The following is a 13393-nucleotide window of genomic DNA, read 5'->3' on the forward strand; positions in this document are numbered from 1 at the left end:
CCTAGGTCCTGTCCGGCGGATCTTCGTGGATCAGCCCGCGGCGTCTGGTGCGTTCTCTCGGCGTTCTCTCGGCGTGCGCCCTCGTACTGGACGTACTCGGGCGATCCGGGCGTGCGGCGAGAGGGCGTGCCAGGCGTCGCGGGCCCGCGAAGATCCGCCGGACACGGCCTAGGCGCGGGCGTGGACCCAGGCGGCGGCCTCGTCCGTGGACGTCACCGCCGGTACGCCCTCCGGCACCGGCGGGCGGCGGACCACGACCACCGGCAGGCCCGCCTCGCGGGCGGCGGCCAGCTTCGGGGCGGTCGCGGCGCCCCCGGAGTCCTTCGTCACCAGGACGGCGATCCGGTGCCGGGCGATCAGCTCCCGCTCGCCGTCCAGGGTGAAGGGGCCCCGGTCCAGGAGGAGTTCACAGCGGGCGGGCATCGGCACGTCGGGGGCGTCCACCGACCGCACCAGGAACCACTCGGGGCGCTCGGCGAAGGCGGCGAGCCCCAGCCGGCCGGTGGTCAGGAAGACCCGGTCGCCGAGCCCGCCGAGGAGCCCGGCCGCCTCCTCCAGGGAGGCCGCGTCGCGCCAGTCGTCGCCCTCGCTGCGGACCCAGCCGGGGCGGCGCAGCGCCAGCAGGGGAACATGGGCGGTGGCGGTCGCCCGGGCCGCGTTGAAGCTGATCCGCTCGGCGAAGGGATGGGTGGCGTCGATGACCGCGTCCACGGCGTGCTCGCGCAGCCACTCCGCCAGCCCCTCCGGCCCGCCGAAGCCGCCGATCCGCACCTCCCCGGCGGGCAGCCGGGGCGCGGCGACCCGCCCCGCGAGGGAACTCGTCACCCGGGTGCCGGGGTGCAGCAGTCCGGCCAGGGCGCGGGCCTCGGCCGTCCCTCCGAGAATGAGCACGTGCATAGGAGCCCCTTCGTGAGCGGTACCGGCGGCGGGCGCGAGGCCCAACTCAAGCACACCGGCCTGCGGCCCGGGTGGACGACCGGCGCGTGTGCGACGGCCGCGACGACCGCCGCGTACACGGCGCTGCTCACCGGCGACTTCCCCGACCCGGTGACGATCACCCTGCCGAAGGGCCAGACCCCGGCCTTCGCGCTGACGGCGGAGGCCCTGACGGCGGACTCCGCGATGGCGGCGGTGGTGAAGGACGCGGGCGACGACCCGGACGTCACCCACGGCGCGGTCGTCCGCTCGACGGTCCGCCGCCTGCCGCCGGGCTCGGGCGTCGTCTTCCGCGCGGGCGACGGCGTCGGCACGGTCACCCTCCCCGGCCTGCCCCTGGAGGTCGGCGAGCCGGCCATCAACCCGGTGCCGCGCCGCATGATGCGCGAGCACGCGGCCGGGGTCGCCGCCGCCCACGGCACCACGCCGGACGTCGAGGTCACGATCTCCATCGACGACGGCGCCGAGATCGCCCGCTCCACCTGGAACCCGCGCATCGGCATCCTCGGCGGCCTGTCCGTCCTCGGCACCACCGGGATCGTCGTGCCGTACTCCTGCTCGGCCTGGATCGACTCCATCCGGCGCGGCGTCGACGTGGCCCGCGCGGGCGGCCTCACCCACGTCGCCGGCTGTACGGGCTCCACCTCCGAGCGCACGGTCCGCGAGGTGTACGACCTGCCGGACATCGCCCTCCTCGACATGGGCGACTTCGCGGGCGCGGTCCTCAAGTACGTCCGCCGCCACCCGGTGGACCGCCTCACCGTCTGCGGCGGCTTCGCGAAGCTCTCCAAGCTCGCCGCCGGCCACCTGGACCTCCACTCGGCCCGCTCCCAGGTCGACAAGGGCTTCCTGGCCGCCCTGGCCCGCGAGGGCGGCGCGTCCGCCCCGCTGGCGTCCGAGATCGCCGCCGCCAACACGGGCCTCGCCGCCCTCCGCCTCGCCGAGGCCGCCGCCGTCCCCCTGGGCGACCTCGTCGCCGCCCGCGCCCGCGACGAGGCCCTCACGGTCCTGCGCGGCGCCCCGGTCACGGTCGACACGCTCTGCATCGACCGCGCGGGCACCCTCGTGGGCCGCTCGACCCCGAAGGGACCGTGACCCCGCGCGGACGGTCCGAGCGGGTCCGGACGGTCAGCGCGATTCGCGCGTCATGCAGGCGAAGACGGGCGAGTCGGGGAACGGCTGCTGCCTGCCGATCGTCCGGCAGCTCCGTGATCATGGAGGACCACCAGCGGGTCTCCGCCGGGAGGGGGCAGCCGAAGGCGAATCCGACCGGCTCCCCGTCCTCGGTGGCGAAGGCGGCGCTCCAGCCGGACCGCGCGGCATAGGCGGACAGCCGCTCGTCGAAGCGTTCCACGTCGTAGAACGGCCCGGTGAGGCCGAAGCCCGGTGCCGGACCTCGGCGTGGATGTCGAGGAGGTGCTGCCTGATCTCGGGGAGTCGCTCGGCGGTGTAGTGCCGGATCTCGGTGGTCATTGCGGCCTCCTCGGGCGGTACTGGTCCATCCACTCGGTCGCGCACCGGGCGCCGGAAGCCACGGATCGCAGTTCCGTCGTGAGCTCCGTGAGCAGCCGGGTCGTGCGCTCGGTCAGCGAATCACCCGGTTGCGCGGGCAGTACAGAGAGGGCGGTCGAGCATGCCTGCTCGGCTTCGCCCTGCCGGAGCTGGGCCAGTGCCAGGTGGCACCGGTAGTACGACCTGTTGCGGTTGAAGCCGGGCCGCAGCAGGACCAGGGTGTGGTGGAGATGGGCTTCCGCCTCCTCGTGGCGGCCGATCCCGGCATGGACGAGCGCGGACAGGCCGTGCAGCTCCGCCCTGTCGTAGAAACCCATCCAGACAGGCCGGTCGGCACGGGGATCGGCGACGTCGAACGCCTTGACGGCATGTTCCAGCGTTCGTAGCGCGGCGATGCCCTGCCGGGCCCCGGCGTAGGCACCGGCGAGGCGTGCGTGGGCCAATGAGCGGAAGATCGGGTCCTTGCGGCAGGCCGAGGAGGAACGCGCGGCGGTCGCTGCGGCGGTTGTCGGCTCTCCGGCACCTGCCGGGTCCGCCGACCGCTCGCCAAGGCTTACCAGGGAGCTTGCTGTCTAGCAAGCACCAACACTGGCGGGAGAGAGCAGGGCGCGAAGGAGAAACAGCCAGGCCCCAGCGCTGTAGCACTGGGGGCCTGGCCGACCACTCCCTGAGCCTGGGGGCAACAGGAGGGCCGGTCCGGAATTCGAGTTGAGAACAGGGCTGGTGATCCTCGCCTCAGCGTCCTGATTCGACCGCCGAGGTTACTGGCGTGGGTGGGGCAGGCGTACGGCCCGCTGGCCAGCGTCGGCGCCCGCGCCCAGGAGTCAGGAGGGCGGGGCGGGGCGTCCGCAGTCCGCTTCGGCAGGGTGGAGCCGTACGGTGGGCGCGGCGCCGCTGCCCGAGTCGGGGATGTGCTCGATGGCGGCGCCGGTGATCGGTTGGCCGCAGCGGTCGCACGTCATCGTCAGGTGGTCTCCTTGTCGTCGTGGCAGCGGCACCAGCAGGAGCGGGGCAGGATCTCCGTCGGGCCCGTGGAGAGGGCGAGGACGAGCCCCCCGGGGTCGCAGGAGGCGTGCCCGTAGGAGAGGGTGCACGCGCCGGAGATCGTCCGGGTCCCGCGGGGTGCCGCCGGATCGGTGCGGAGGTACAGCGGCTGTTCCGTCATCCGGTCGCCGCCGGCGGGGTGCTGCTGGCGTTGGTGAACGTGTAGAGCGGCAGCTCGCCCCGCTCGGCCGCGCAGGCGCGGTGGGCGTAGATGTGGGTCGGCAGGCTGCCCGTCGAGGGGCTGGACCGGGCCGCGTACTCGGCCCGGATGCACACGTCGGCCCCCGGCTCCGGACAGTGCGTACAATGCCGGGCTGAGCTGCTGGTTTGCGTCGCCATGATGCGACGGTAGGGCGTGCAATTGCGCGGGCGTCGAGGGATTGCCCTGGATTTCTCGCAGGGCCCTGCCGGTTCCTCGGATTGCTCACACAGGGCCGAGAGAGGTCCTCACGCGGCCGATGAGGGCACGCGCTTGTCGACGCTGGACGGCGGACTCCCATAGCCAGTCCCAGGCCCGTTCGTACGTCTCAATGGACGCGGCGTCGGCGAGCCACATCTCGGTGCCGATCGTCTCGACGATGACGAGGCGCCGGTCGTAGATCCAGAAGCCGTGCGACGGCGCGGCCCGGAGCTCGGCGGCGAGGGGCACGATGCCGAGTTCCACGGTGCCCAGGCCGATCACGGACATGAGCCGGTCCAGCTGCGCGGCGTGGACGTGAGGGAGGCAGGTCCGGGTGTGGAGGGCGGCCTCGTGGACGAGGAACAGGAACCGCTTCTCGGGGTCGTAGAGGGCCTCCTGCCGCCGCATCCGCATGCGGACGGCGTCCTCGACGTCCCGGGGCGACTGGCGGAACTCCGCTGCCGCAGAGATGGTGGCGTGCGCGTACTCCGGCGTCTGGAGCAGGCCGGGAATGCAGAACGGTTCGAGCGCCCGGGTGACCGTGGTGACGGCGGTCTCGGCGATGGCCTGCTCCTGGCGGGGACGGTGGCCGGCGACGAGCTGACGCCGCCAGGACCGATAGGTGGTCTCCAGCCCCAGGAGGCGGGCCTTCAACTCGGGCACGGTCTCCGGGCGGCCGACGGCGGCGGACCATGCCTCCAGGTCGGTCACGGCCGGGGTCTGCTTCCCGGTCTCCAGCTTGGACACCTTGGACGCCTGCCAGCCGAGCTTGGCGGCGAGCTCCTTCCCGTTCAGGCCGGCCTCGGCGCGGAGCTCGCGGAGGCGCGCGCCGAGGCTTTCCCTACCGGTCTGGAAGTCGGTCGTCACATGGCCGACGGTACCCGCTGTGCGTAGTCGCGGGTGGGGATCGCGTGATGCCACGCGGCGTCGCGGGCCTGGCAGGCGGCGGCGATGTCGGCCGGGTCCTCGGAGAGGATCACGCCGAGGGTGGTGTCGTCCTCGTCGAACACGAACCGGGCGAGGATCTTCGAGTCGAAGAGCCAGAAGTCGTAGTCCGGCAGGCCGAGCGCCATGGCCTGTGACCGGGTGAGGTTGCGGATGTCCTCGCCGGAGGCAACGTTGCCGAGGCCGGAGGCGAGGAGGAACGCCTGCCCGTCGGTCATCGGCTCGTCGACCAGGCGGACCCGCTCGAACCGGCGCCCCTCGGCCGCGGCCCTGGCGGTGTTCTCGCGCCACGCGTTCGGCGGCTCGGCGGTGAGGTCGGCGCCGGCCTTCCAGGCGGCCCACGACTCGCTGTTCCGGTCGGAGGCGTACCCGCGGCGGGTCTCCAGCCGCCAGGCGGTGTGCTCGAACTCCTGGAAGAGGTGGCGGATCTCCGCGAACGGCACCATGCCGCGCGGCTCGTGGCGCGGGGCGAACCGGGTGAGGAGGCTACGCGGGACGGTCACGAAGGTCTCGTGCTCCTTGACGTGCCGGAGCTCGGCGAGCTGCTCGGGCGCGGTGACGCGGTCGCCCTGGACGAGGATCTGATCGGTGCCCTCGACCTCGTAGAGGGTCGGGCAGTCGCCGTCGCGGCTGGTGGTGCCGAGGAACCTGAGCGCGGACACGGGGTCTCCTGTCGGTCGGGAGAGCCCAGGATGGCCCGAACTTGCTCGGGGCGGGCGGGGGTTGCTTCGGATTGCTCGCGTAGCAGACGACCAGAACGGTTGCTCGAAACAACGAAGCCGCCCCCTCCGCCGAGTTGGCGGAGGGGGCGCGGGTCAGCGTCCGAGGAGCTGGTAGAGGCCGAGGCCGCCGGCGGCGGCGAGTCCGGCGATGCTGGCGAGGGGCCACCGGGAGCGCTCCAGGGCGTCGAGGCGGGACTCGTGGTCGGTGAGGCGCTGATCGGTCTGGTCGCCGCGCTGGACGAGGAGGGCGGGCGAGCCGTCCACGCGGGCGAGCCCGACCTCGACGCTGCCCCGGAGCTGCTCCGGCTCGACCGCGACGGGCTCGGTCGGCTGCGTCACGAGCGGTCCTCGGTGGCGCGGGCCGCGCGGCGCAGGGCCTCACCGAGGTCCCGTTCGAACGCGGGGCTGTCGAGGCGCAGGCGCACGGGCACGGTGTCGGTGGGCTTCTCGTACGCGGGCGGGCGGGCCCAGCCGAGGAGGATTCCGGCGATCAGGCGGAGGGGCTCCCAGCCGATGCGGGCGGCGCCGGTCTCGGCCAGGCGCAGGAGCACGTAGTAGACGAGGGTGATCGCGGCGGTGATGCCGCCGGCGACCGCGGCGGAGTCGGCCTCGATGCCGAGGGCGCCGGTGACGGTGAGGACCCACCCGGCGAGGAGCGGGACGACGGTGCGGAGGAGCGAGGCGAGCAGGCGAAGGCACCACTGAACACCTACTGCCGACACGGAAGCGAGGAAACGTCATGAGCACCGTCATGGTGGAGATCGGCCCCCGGCCGACCGGCCCGGATGAGCCCGGGCAAGTGATCGTCCTGGACGATCTGGAGGTGCCGGCCGAAGGCGCCGTCCCGGGCTGCAACGACGACAACCCGTACCGGTAGGAAGACGACCGGCCGCACAGAACCACGGGGGCTCCGGGTGTTCTTCCGCCCGGGGTCCCCGCACTCCCGCCGTCCCGTGAAAGGCTGGTCCCATGGCGACCCGCCGCATCGGCCTGGACCGGCTGCCGCCCGCCGCCCGTACCGCCGTCGAGCCAGGCCGCGCGCGCCCGGTCGACTGGGCCTGGGCCACCCGTGGCGCGGCCTGGCTCGACGCCGGGTACTGGGCCGTCTGGCTCGTCGCCGCAGGCCATACCCCCGCGTCCGCCGAGCGCTGGGCCGCCGAGGTCCCCTCTTGGAGCACCGCCCCCGCCGAAGGCGTCACCGCCTTCGCCGCCGCCAACGCCCGCCTCTGGTCCGAGAACGCCGCCGCCGACCCGAGTGCCTGGACCCGGCGCCTCGCAACCGCCGCCACGACCTGGCACACGTACCGCCGCTCCGGGTGGTCCCCGTGGCTCCGCCCGGATGTCCCAAGGGCACCGGTCCCGGCCTGCCGCTGCCGCCTTCCAGGACCGGCCCGCACTCGGAGAAACCACCTGGGCCACCACCGGGCGCCGCCGTCTGCCCGGGCCCACGAAAGCACGCCACGACGGCGGGACAGCCGGGTGGTCGTGCGCCACGTATGTCTCCATCAGCCACCCACCGGTACCGGCCACTCCTCCTCGTCGTTCACGCGCCTCAGCCCAGGTCAGCCGGAGGACGCCCCCTGCGGATGCCACGCGGCGGGGGCCTTGACCACTTAAGACAGGGCGTTCACGGCAAGCCGCTGACCTGGGACAAGACGGTCGCCCTCTTGCGCTCCTGCAAGATTTCTATTCAGATTCGGATAGAAGTTTAGCTTCCGCAGATTCAGCGATCTCTTCCTGAATAAGGTGACGCATGAGCGGGGCACCCCATCCCTCCCCGCAGACCCTTATCGAATCGCGGCGGAGGTAGCCTGTGCGTGCGGCCCGACGAGTGACCAGGATCGAGACGGTGAACCGCCGCACGGGCGAGATCCAGGACCTCACCGTGCACTCGTCGCTCAGCACGGGTTCGGGCATCTGGTTCCGAGGAGGTGGCTACACCACGATGGGGTACGAAGCGCACAACGCCCTCGCCGAGGCCGACCTCAGCGGGGCCTCCTACAAGCTGTTCCACAAGATGTGCGCCCTGCAGAACCGCAAGGACCACGGCTTGGTGCGCGTCGAGAACCAGACCAGGTTCGCCGAGCAGGTCGGCATGTCCCAGTCGTCGGTCTCGCGCGCGCTGAAACAGCTCGCCGAGCACGGGTTCATCTATCCCGACGGGCGGGACTGGCGCCTGCGGGCCGATTTCGTCTTCAACGGCAATGGAACCGCCCAGGGGCAGGCCATCGGGAAAATCCCCGCTGACGCCCCCGACCCGTACGCGGACGCCGGAAACGGCGGCGGACTCACACTCATCGACGGCGGCGCCGGAGAACGTACCGACGACCGGACGTGACGCGACCGCGCTCGTCCGAGCCCGGTAAACCGGGCGACAACGGGGTCCGGGCGTTCGGAGAATGCGTGGATGGCCGACTTCTCGCGCAAGCCCACGCTGACCGGTGATCTCGTCGTGCTCCGTCCGGTGACGGAGGAGGACGTGCCCGCGCTGCTGCCGATGTTCGAGGATCCGGAGGTCACGCGGCTGACCGGGTCGCACACGCGGTTCGACGAGGGGGAGCTGCGGGCCTGGTACGGGTCGCGGGGGGAGCGGGACGACCGGCTGGACCTGGCGGTGGTGGAGCGGGCCACGGGGCGGGTGGTGGGGGAGGCGGTCCTCAACGAGTGGGACCCGGGGAACGAGAGCTGCGCCTTCCGGATCTGCTGCGTGCCGGAGGGGATCGGGCGGGGGCTCGGCACGGAGGCGACGCGGCTGATCGTCGGGCACGCCTTCGAGGGGCTGGGGCTGTACCGGGTGTGGCTGGAGGTGTACGCGTTCAACCCGCGGGCCCGCCGCGCCTACGAGAAGGCCGGTTTCCGGCCGGAGGGCGTGCTGCGCGGGGCGCTGCTGTGGGAGGGCGAGCGGGTGGACGCGACGCTGATGTCGGTGCTGGCGCCGGAATGGGCGGGGCGGGCGGAGCGGGCGGCGCTGGGCTGAGTCAGGGGTCCTCGTCCGGCGGGGCGCCTTCCAGGAGGCGTTCGCCGATGTCGTCAGCCCAGTGCTGGGCCCAGCGGCGCAGGGCGGTGATCCGGTCCGCGTCGAGGCCGAGCGCGGTGAACTCGTCGTCGTCGATCCAGACCGTCCCGTCGAGCTTCGCCCGGAGCTCTTCGAGGTCGAAGCCGTCCCGGGCGTGCTGCCTGCCGAGCTCTTCGAGCTCCTCCGGGCTCCAGCGGGCCGCCGCGGCCCGGACGTCGACGAGGTCGCGGGCCATGCCCCGGTCGGCGAGGGCGCGGACCTTGGTGCCGACGACGTCCCGGAGGGAGAGGAGCAGGCCGAACTCGCGCCGTTCGGGAGGCCCGCACAGGACCTCCTTGAGGACGTCGACCTCGCACGCCTCGCCGGTGGCGGGGTCGGTGGCGATGAGGCGGGCGGAGAGCGGGTCGGTCTCCACCGTCCGCACCCGCCAGCCGCGCGCCTCCAGTTCGGCCCGCAGGTGGGCGGCGATCTCGCCCATTGGCCGGGGGTTCTCGGTGGCGACGTCGAGGTCCCGGCTCAGCCGGTCCACGAGGCCGTGCGCCTGGACGGCGTAACCGCCGGTGAGGACGAGGGGGTACTCCGTGCCGGCCGCGAGGACGTCGTCGAGGAGGCGGCGGTGGAGCCCGGTGAGGCGCATCCCGTGCGGCCGGTTCAGCCCGCGCGGCCGGCGGCCGGCACCGGCGCGAGCTCGTGGAAGGCGTCCTCCCAGACGACGCGGAGGTCCTTGCTGACGAGGGCGCGCAGCACGGGCCACATCTCGACGAGCAGGTCGCGGTTGAGGTGGCGGACGAGGTCGTCGCGGCCGCCCTCGGCGAGGACGGTGCGGTAGCAGCTCATCCGCAGGCGGGGCCGGTCGAGGTCGTACTCGGTCAGTCCCGACCAGGCGAGGTGGAGCGGCAGCCGGACCGTGCCCCGGTCGGGGCCCCGCAGGGCGGAGAGGTCGGCGGGGAGCCGCCGGGCGAACCGCTCGCGCCGCAGTTCCGAGACGGTCGTCTGCTGTGCCATACGCGATTATCCCCACACCCGGCGGTCCCCGTGTCCCCGTCCGCCCCTCCGGTCACGGGTAGCCGATCTCCGCGCGGTCCTCGTCCAGGTCGGCGAGGCCGAGCCCCGGGTGGAGGGCGGTGACGACGTCCTGGGTGAGCGGGCGCAGGGCGAGGACGTGGCGGACGGCGTCGAGGTCGACGGCCGTCTGGTAGTAGTCGGACGCCCACGCGGCGTACGCCTCCGGGGTGCGGTCGACGAGCAGGGCCAGGAAGCGGGCGGCGCCGTCCGGGTCCTCGTGGTCGGCCAGTGCGGTGAGGTCGACGGGCCCGGTGCGCCAGGCGGTGTCGCCGGTCTCGCGCCACAGGCAGGCGGTGGTGACGTGGACGTCGTCCTCGTCGAGGAAGGCGGATTCGGTGAGGTACTCACGGAAGGCGTCGGGGACGCCGTCGAGGACGCCGGGCCAGGGGGCGCCGTCGGCGAGGGGGCCGTACGGGCTGATCGGCGACTCGTGGTCGAAGACGCGGGCGAACGCGCCGGCCGGGGAGAGCACGATCGTGTACTCGCCGCCCTGCCCGTCCTTCATGGACGCCAGCTGCTCGGTCTCGGACCAGTGCGCGTCGTAGGAGTAGAACCGGCCCTCCCACCGCGGGCTGAGCACGGCGTCCAGCATGGCGAGCCCCCGGGAGTGGTCGCGCAGTTCCTCGATGCCCGGCAGCGCCCGGGCGACGTCGTAGACGGTCATGGGTCCATTGCAGCGCATGCGGGGGCCGGTGCGGCACGGGCCCCGGGGCGTCAGACCTTGACGACGAGGATCCGGTCGGGGACCAGCTTCTCCAGGTCGTCCGTGTCGGACGTGAAGAGCATGACTTCGCCCGGCTGTCGCCGTGCGACGACGGCCAGTACGGCGTCGATGGCGTACTTGTGCCCGTGGAGTCCGGCGTCGGCGAGGAGGCGGCGGGCTTCGCGGGCCTCCTCCTTGCCGACGTCCGCGACCCGGACGCGGGAGAGCACCCAGTCCCAGCGCCGCTCGGTCGTCCTGCCGTCGTACGCCTCGACGAGGGTCATGGGCGAGGTCACCACCTCGACCTCTCCCCGGGCGGCCGCGTCGAGACGGGCCATCATCACGCGGTCGCCCCGTACCGCGAGCGACAGTGCCTGGCTGTCCAGGACGAAGACCTGGAGCGGCCGGTGCGCCGGTGGCGTCACGCGGCCTCGCTCCCGCGCGTCTCCCGAGCCTGCCGGCGGCGCTCGTGCTCGGCATGGAATGCGTCCATCTCCGCGCGGACGGCGGCCCGCTCCTCCTCCGTGACCGGGCCGTGCTCCTCCTCCAGCCAGCCGACCAGTTCGCGGAGCCGGTCACGGTCGCGCTGCCTGCGCAGCGCCTCCGTGATGTACGCCGACAGGCCGCGCTCGGCGGTCTCGGTGCGGATCTCCTCCAGGAGGTCCTCGGGGATCGTCACCGTCACCTTTTTGGTAGCCATACTCATGACCATACTTCCCGGGCTCGGCGCGGTGCGGCGTTTTCGGAAGGTCGCACCCGGATGCGGGTCCCCGGGCGTGAATCTACGCTTACCGGGACATCACCCCCGTGAGAGAGGGAGTCCCATGGCGAAGCGCGGCAACAAGAAGCGGGCGCGCAAGAAGAAGAAGGCGAACCACGGCAAGCGGCCGAACGCCTGAGGCGCCGGGGCCCCGGGGAGGGGAGACTCCCCGGGGCCCCGGCGCGTCCGCGTCCGGCGGGTCCGTCAGCAGGTGTGGCGGTCGCGGGCCGGGTCGTAGAGGTGGCTGTCGCGGAAGGCGGAGGCGGCGAGGGTGCGGCCGACGAGGATGACGGCGGTCTTGGTGATGCCGGCCTCCCGCACCTGGTCGGCGATGTCGGCGAGGGTGCCCCGCAGGATCGTCTCGTCGGGGCGGCTGGCGAGGGCGACGACGGCGGCGGGGCAGTCCGCGCCGTAGTGGGGGAGGAGTTCGGAGACGATCCGGTCGGCGTAGCGGGCGCCGAGGTGGAGGACGAGCAGGGCGCCGCTGCGGCCGAGGGTGGCGAGGTCCTCGCCCTCGGGCATGGGGGTGGCCTGCTGGGCGACGCGGGTGAGGACGACGGTCTGGCCGACGGTGGGGACGGTGAGTTCCCGCTTGAGGGCGGCCGCGGCGGCGGCGAAGGCGGGGACGCCGGGCACGACCTCGTACGGGATGCCCAGCGCGTCGAGCCGCCGCATCTGCTCGGCCATGGCGGAGAAGACGGACGGGTCGCCGGAGTGGAGGCGGGCGACGTCGTGTCCGGCCGCGTGGGCGGCGGCGATCTCGGCGACGATCCCGTCGAGGTCCATCCGCGCGGTGTCGACGAGCTTGGCGCCGGGCGGGCACTCGGCGAGGAGTTCGCGGGGGACGAGGGAGCCGGCGTAGAGGCAGACCCCGCAGGCGGCGAGGGTGCGGGCGCCGCGGACGGTGATGAGGTCGGCGGCGCCGGGGCCCGCGCCGATGAAGTGGACGGTCATGCCTCTGGAGAACCCTTCGTTACGGACCATTGGGTGACGGGCATCGCGGTGCGCCAGCCGGTGAAGCCGCCGACGGGGACGGCGGTGGAGACCGCGAGCCGGACGAGTTCGCCGCCGTGGCGGCGGTACCGGTCGGCGAGCAGCGCCTCGGATTCGAGCGTCACGGTGTTGGCGACGAGCCGGCCGCCGTCGGGGAGCGCGTCCCAGCAGGCGTCGAGGAGGCCGGGGGCGGTGAGGCCGCCGCCGATGAAGATGGCGTCGGGGGTCTCCAGGCCGGCCAGTCCGGCGGGGGCGGCGGCGGTGACGACGCGGAGGCCGGGGACGCCGAGGGCGGCGGCGTTGCGGATGATGCGGGCGGCCCGTTCGGGGGAGCGTTCGACGGCGACCGCCCGGCAGGTGCGGTGGGCGCGCATCCACTCGATGCCGAGGGAGCCGGAGCCGCCGCCGACGTCCCAGAGAAGTTCGCCGGGGGCGGGGGCGAGGGCGGCGAGGGTGGCGGCGCGGACGTGCCGCTTGGTGAGCTGCCCGTCGTGCTCGTACGCCTCGTCGGGCAGGCCGGGGACGGCGCCGAGGCGGCGGGTGCCGGGGTCGCGGACGCAGTCGAGGGCGAGGACGTGGAGGGCGTCGGTGCGCGGGTGCGGCCAGTCGGCGGCGGTGGCGTCGAGGGTCCGCTCGGCGGGGCCGCCGAGCTGTTCGAGGACCCGGATCCGGGTGCCGCCCCAGCCGGCCTCCCGCAGCAGCGCGGCGACCCGCGCCGGGGTCTCGGGGCCCTCGCCGAGGAGGAGCAGCCGGCGCCCGGGGTGGAGGGCGGCGCGCACGGTGTCGAGGGGGCGGGCGACGAGCGAGAGCGTCTCGACGGCCTCCAGGGGCCAGCCGAGGCGGGCGCAGGCGTAGGAGACGGAGGAGGGGTGCGGGTGGATGTCGAGCGGCCGGCCGGGGGCGGTCTCGGCGAGGGTGCGGGCGATGCCGTGGAAGGAGGGGTCGCCGCTGGCGAGGACGGCGATCCGGCGTCCGGCGTGGGCGGCGAGGAGGCCGGGGACGGCCGCGCGGAGCGGGGACGGCCAGGGGACGCGGTCACCGGGGCAGGCGTCCTCGGGGAGGAGGGCGAGCTGGCGGGGGCCGCCGATCAGCACCTCGGCGGTGCGCAGGGGGCGGCGGGAGGTCTCGGGGAGCCCGTCCCAGCCGTCCGCGCCGATTCCGACGACCGATATCGCACCGTTCACGCCGGGGACTCTACGTGAGGGCGGCGGGCGGGCGGCACGTGGCGGACCTCACGGGGCCCGCCGGGAGGCCGCGCGGGGCGTCCGTACGGGGGCTCGCCTCGCGGAGCTCGTAC

The 13393-nt window shown here is 73.8% G+C and carries 21 protein-coding genes; 5 read left to right on the top strand and 16 right to left on the bottom strand.

Annotated elements, in window-relative coordinates:
• Window positions 1-168 precede the first annotated feature (168 nt).
• Entirely contained in the window at window positions 169-897 is a 729-nt protein-coding gene (locus IE219_RS25355) for a cobalt-precorrin-6A reductase (RefSeq protein WP_189981523.1), read from the bottom strand.
• A 12-nt stretch (window positions 898-909) separates the two neighbouring features.
• Here IE219_RS25355 and IE219_RS25360 point away from each other — a divergent pair, with 12 nt between their 5' ends.
• The gene (locus IE219_RS25360) at window positions 910-2031 is read left to right on the top strand and encodes a cobalt-precorrin-5B (C(1))-methyltransferase (protein WP_189981525.1); all 1122 of its coding nucleotides are present in this window, start codon (window positions 910-912) and stop codon (window positions 2029-2031) included.
• Window positions 2032-2405: 374 nt separating this feature from the next.
• Here the strand turns inward: IE219_RS25360 and IE219_RS25365 are convergent, their stop codons facing one another.
• The 8 genes from IE219_RS25365 to IE219_RS25400 form a co-directional block, all read right to left on the bottom strand.
• Complete coding sequence (locus tag IE219_RS25365; RefSeq protein ID WP_506004933.1) at window positions 2406-3008, bottom strand: NsdA family TPR-like regulatory protein; 603 nt, start codon at window positions 3006-3008, stop codon at window positions 2406-2408.
• A 264-nt stretch (window positions 3009-3272) separates the two neighbouring features.
• A complete protein-coding gene (locus IE219_RS25370; protein ID WP_189981528.1) occupies window positions 3273-3410 on the bottom strand; it encodes a hypothetical protein in 138 nt (45 codons plus the stop codon).
• Window positions 3411-3412: 2 nt separating this feature from the next.
• Window positions 3413-3613 (bottom strand): hypothetical protein, encoded by a 201-nt coding sequence (locus IE219_RS25375; protein ID WP_189981530.1) that lies wholly within the window; start codon window positions 3611-3613, stop codon window positions 3413-3415.
• Entirely contained in the window at window positions 3610-3768 is a 159-nt protein-coding gene (locus IE219_RS25380) for a hypothetical protein (protein WP_189981532.1), read from the bottom strand. The genes IE219_RS25375 and IE219_RS25380 overlap by 4 nt, the downstream gene beginning before the upstream one ends.
• Before the next feature lie 148 nt (window positions 3769-3916).
• Entirely contained in the window at window positions 3917-4759 is an 843-nt protein-coding gene (locus IE219_RS25385; RefSeq protein WP_189981534.1) for a helix-turn-helix domain-containing protein, read from the bottom strand.
• Complete coding sequence (locus IE219_RS25390) at window positions 4756-5499, bottom strand: DUF6879 family protein (protein ID WP_189981536.1); 744 nt, start codon at window positions 5497-5499, stop codon at window positions 4756-4758. Before IE219_RS25390 ends, IE219_RS25385 begins: the two co-directional genes overlap by 4 nt.
• Before the next feature lie 153 nt (window positions 5500-5652).
• Window positions 5653-5898: a hypothetical protein gene (locus IE219_RS25395; protein WP_189981538.1), complete on the bottom strand. Its 246-nt coding sequence runs from the start codon at window positions 5896-5898 to the stop codon at window positions 5653-5655.
• Complete coding sequence (locus IE219_RS25400) at window positions 5895-6281, bottom strand: hypothetical protein (protein WP_189981540.1); 387 nt, start codon at window positions 6279-6281, stop codon at window positions 5895-5897. Before IE219_RS25400 ends, IE219_RS25395 begins: the two co-directional genes overlap by 4 nt.
• A gap of 17 nt (window positions 6282-6298) precedes the next feature.
• Between IE219_RS25400 and IE219_RS25405 the strand changes: the two genes are divergently transcribed.
• The 3 genes from IE219_RS25405 (at window position 6299) to IE219_RS25415 (ending at window position 8536) form a co-directional block, all read left to right on the top strand.
• On the top strand, window positions 6299-6436 hold the full coding sequence (locus IE219_RS25405; RefSeq protein WP_189981542.1) for a hypothetical protein: 138 nt from the start codon (window positions 6299-6301) through the stop codon (window positions 6434-6436).
• A gap of 972 nt (window positions 6437-7408) precedes the next feature.
• The gene (locus tag IE219_RS25410) at window positions 7409-7897 is read left to right on the top strand and encodes a helix-turn-helix domain-containing protein (protein ID WP_189981544.1); all 489 of its coding nucleotides are present in this window, start codon (window positions 7409-7411) and stop codon (window positions 7895-7897) included.
• A 69-nt stretch (window positions 7898-7966) separates the two neighbouring features.
• Window positions 7967-8536 (top strand): GNAT family N-acetyltransferase, encoded by a 570-nt coding sequence (locus IE219_RS25415; RefSeq protein ID WP_189981546.1) that lies wholly within the window; start codon window positions 7967-7969, stop codon window positions 8534-8536.
• A 1-nt stretch (window position 8537) separates the two neighbouring features.
• Here IE219_RS25415 and IE219_RS25420 read toward each other — a convergent pair whose 3' ends face one another.
• From IE219_RS25420 to IE219_RS25440, 5 genes are read right to left on the bottom strand one after another with little or no spacing between them, the layout of a single operon-like run.
• The gene (locus IE219_RS25420; RefSeq protein WP_189981547.1) at window positions 8538-9212 is read right to left on the bottom strand and encodes a nucleotidyl transferase AbiEii/AbiGii toxin family protein; all 675 of its coding nucleotides are present in this window, start codon (window positions 9210-9212) and stop codon (window positions 8538-8540) included.
• 14 nt (window positions 9213-9226) lie between these two features.
• Window positions 9227-9580: a transcriptional regulator gene (locus IE219_RS25425; protein WP_189981549.1), complete on the bottom strand. Its 354-nt coding sequence runs from the start codon at window positions 9578-9580 to the stop codon at window positions 9227-9229.
• A gap of 52 nt (window positions 9581-9632) precedes the next feature.
• Window positions 9633-10304, bottom strand: a complete 672-nt coding sequence (locus IE219_RS25430) for a hypothetical protein (RefSeq protein ID WP_189981551.1) — start codon at window positions 10302-10304, stop codon at window positions 9633-9635.
• Between the two features lie 50 nt (window positions 10305-10354).
• A complete protein-coding gene (locus IE219_RS25435; protein WP_189981553.1) occupies window positions 10355-10768 on the bottom strand; it encodes a PIN domain-containing protein in 414 nt (137 codons plus the stop codon).
• Window positions 10765-11043, bottom strand: a complete 279-nt coding sequence (locus IE219_RS25440; protein ID WP_189981555.1) for a CopG family transcriptional regulator — start codon at window positions 11041-11043, stop codon at window positions 10765-10767. Before IE219_RS25440 ends, IE219_RS25435 begins: the two co-directional genes overlap by 4 nt.
• Before the next feature lie 124 nt (window positions 11044-11167).
• Between IE219_RS25440 and IE219_RS32595 the strand changes: the two genes are divergently transcribed.
• Entirely contained in the window at window positions 11168-11242 is a 75-nt protein-coding gene (locus IE219_RS32595) for a 50S ribosomal protein bL37 (protein ID WP_099895366.1), read from the top strand.
• A gap of 65 nt (window positions 11243-11307) precedes the next feature.
• Here the strand turns inward: IE219_RS32595 and cobM are convergent, their stop codons facing one another.
• Window positions 11308-12057, bottom strand: coding sequence for a precorrin-4 C(11)-methyltransferase (gene cobM, locus IE219_RS25445; protein WP_189981558.1), 750 nt, complete (start codon window positions 12055-12057; stop codon window positions 11308-11310).
• Window positions 12054-13280, bottom strand: coding sequence for a precorrin-6y C5,15-methyltransferase (decarboxylating) subunit CbiE (gene cbiE, locus IE219_RS25450; RefSeq protein ID WP_189981560.1), 1227 nt, complete (start codon window positions 13278-13280; stop codon window positions 12054-12056). The genes cobM and cbiE overlap by 4 nt, the downstream gene beginning before the upstream one ends.
• Between the last annotated feature and the right edge of the window lie 113 nt (window positions 13281-13393).

Source organism: Streptomyces termitum (assembly GCF_014650175.1).
GTDB lineage: Bacteria > Actinomycetota > Actinomycetes > Streptomycetales > Streptomycetaceae > Streptomyces > Streptomyces termitum.

Excerpts from the sequence above, each read along its gene's own strand:
- IE219_RS25425 (WP_189981549.1), bottom strand. The coding sequence starts at position 9,580 with ATGGCACAGCAGACGACCGTCTCGGAACTGCGGCGCGAGCGGTTCGCC.
- IE219_RS25370 (WP_189981528.1), bottom strand. The coding sequence starts at position 3,410 with ATGACGTGCGACCGCTGCGGCCAACCGATCACCGGCGCCGCCATCGAG.
- IE219_RS25405 (WP_189981542.1), top strand. The coding sequence starts at position 6,299 with ATGAGCACCGTCATGGTGGAGATCGGCCCCCGGCCGACCGGCCCGGAT.
- IE219_RS25375 (WP_189981530.1), bottom strand. The coding sequence starts at position 3,613 with ATGACGGAACAGCCGCTGTACCTCCGCACCGATCCGGCGGCACCCCGC.
- IE219_RS25420 (WP_189981547.1), bottom strand. The coding sequence starts at position 9,212 with ATGCGCCTCACCGGGCTCCACCGCCGCCTCCTCGACGACGTCCTCGCG.
- IE219_RS25415 (WP_189981546.1), top strand. The coding sequence starts at position 7,967 with ATGGCCGACTTCTCGCGCAAGCCCACGCTGACCGGTGATCTCGTCGTG.
- cobM (WP_189981558.1), bottom strand. The coding sequence starts at position 12,057 with ATGACCGTCCACTTCATCGGCGCGGGCCCCGGCGCCGCCGACCTCATC.
- IE219_RS25355 (WP_189981523.1), bottom strand. The coding sequence starts at position 897 with ATGCACGTGCTCATTCTCGGAGGGACGGCCGAGGCCCGCGCCCTGGCC.
- IE219_RS25430 (WP_189981551.1), bottom strand. The coding sequence starts at position 10,304 with ATGACCGTCTACGACGTCGCCCGGGCGCTGCCGGGCATCGAGGAACTG.
- IE219_RS25440 (WP_189981555.1), bottom strand. The coding sequence starts at position 11,043 with ATGGCTACCAAAAAGGTGACGGTGACGATCCCCGAGGACCTCCTGGAG.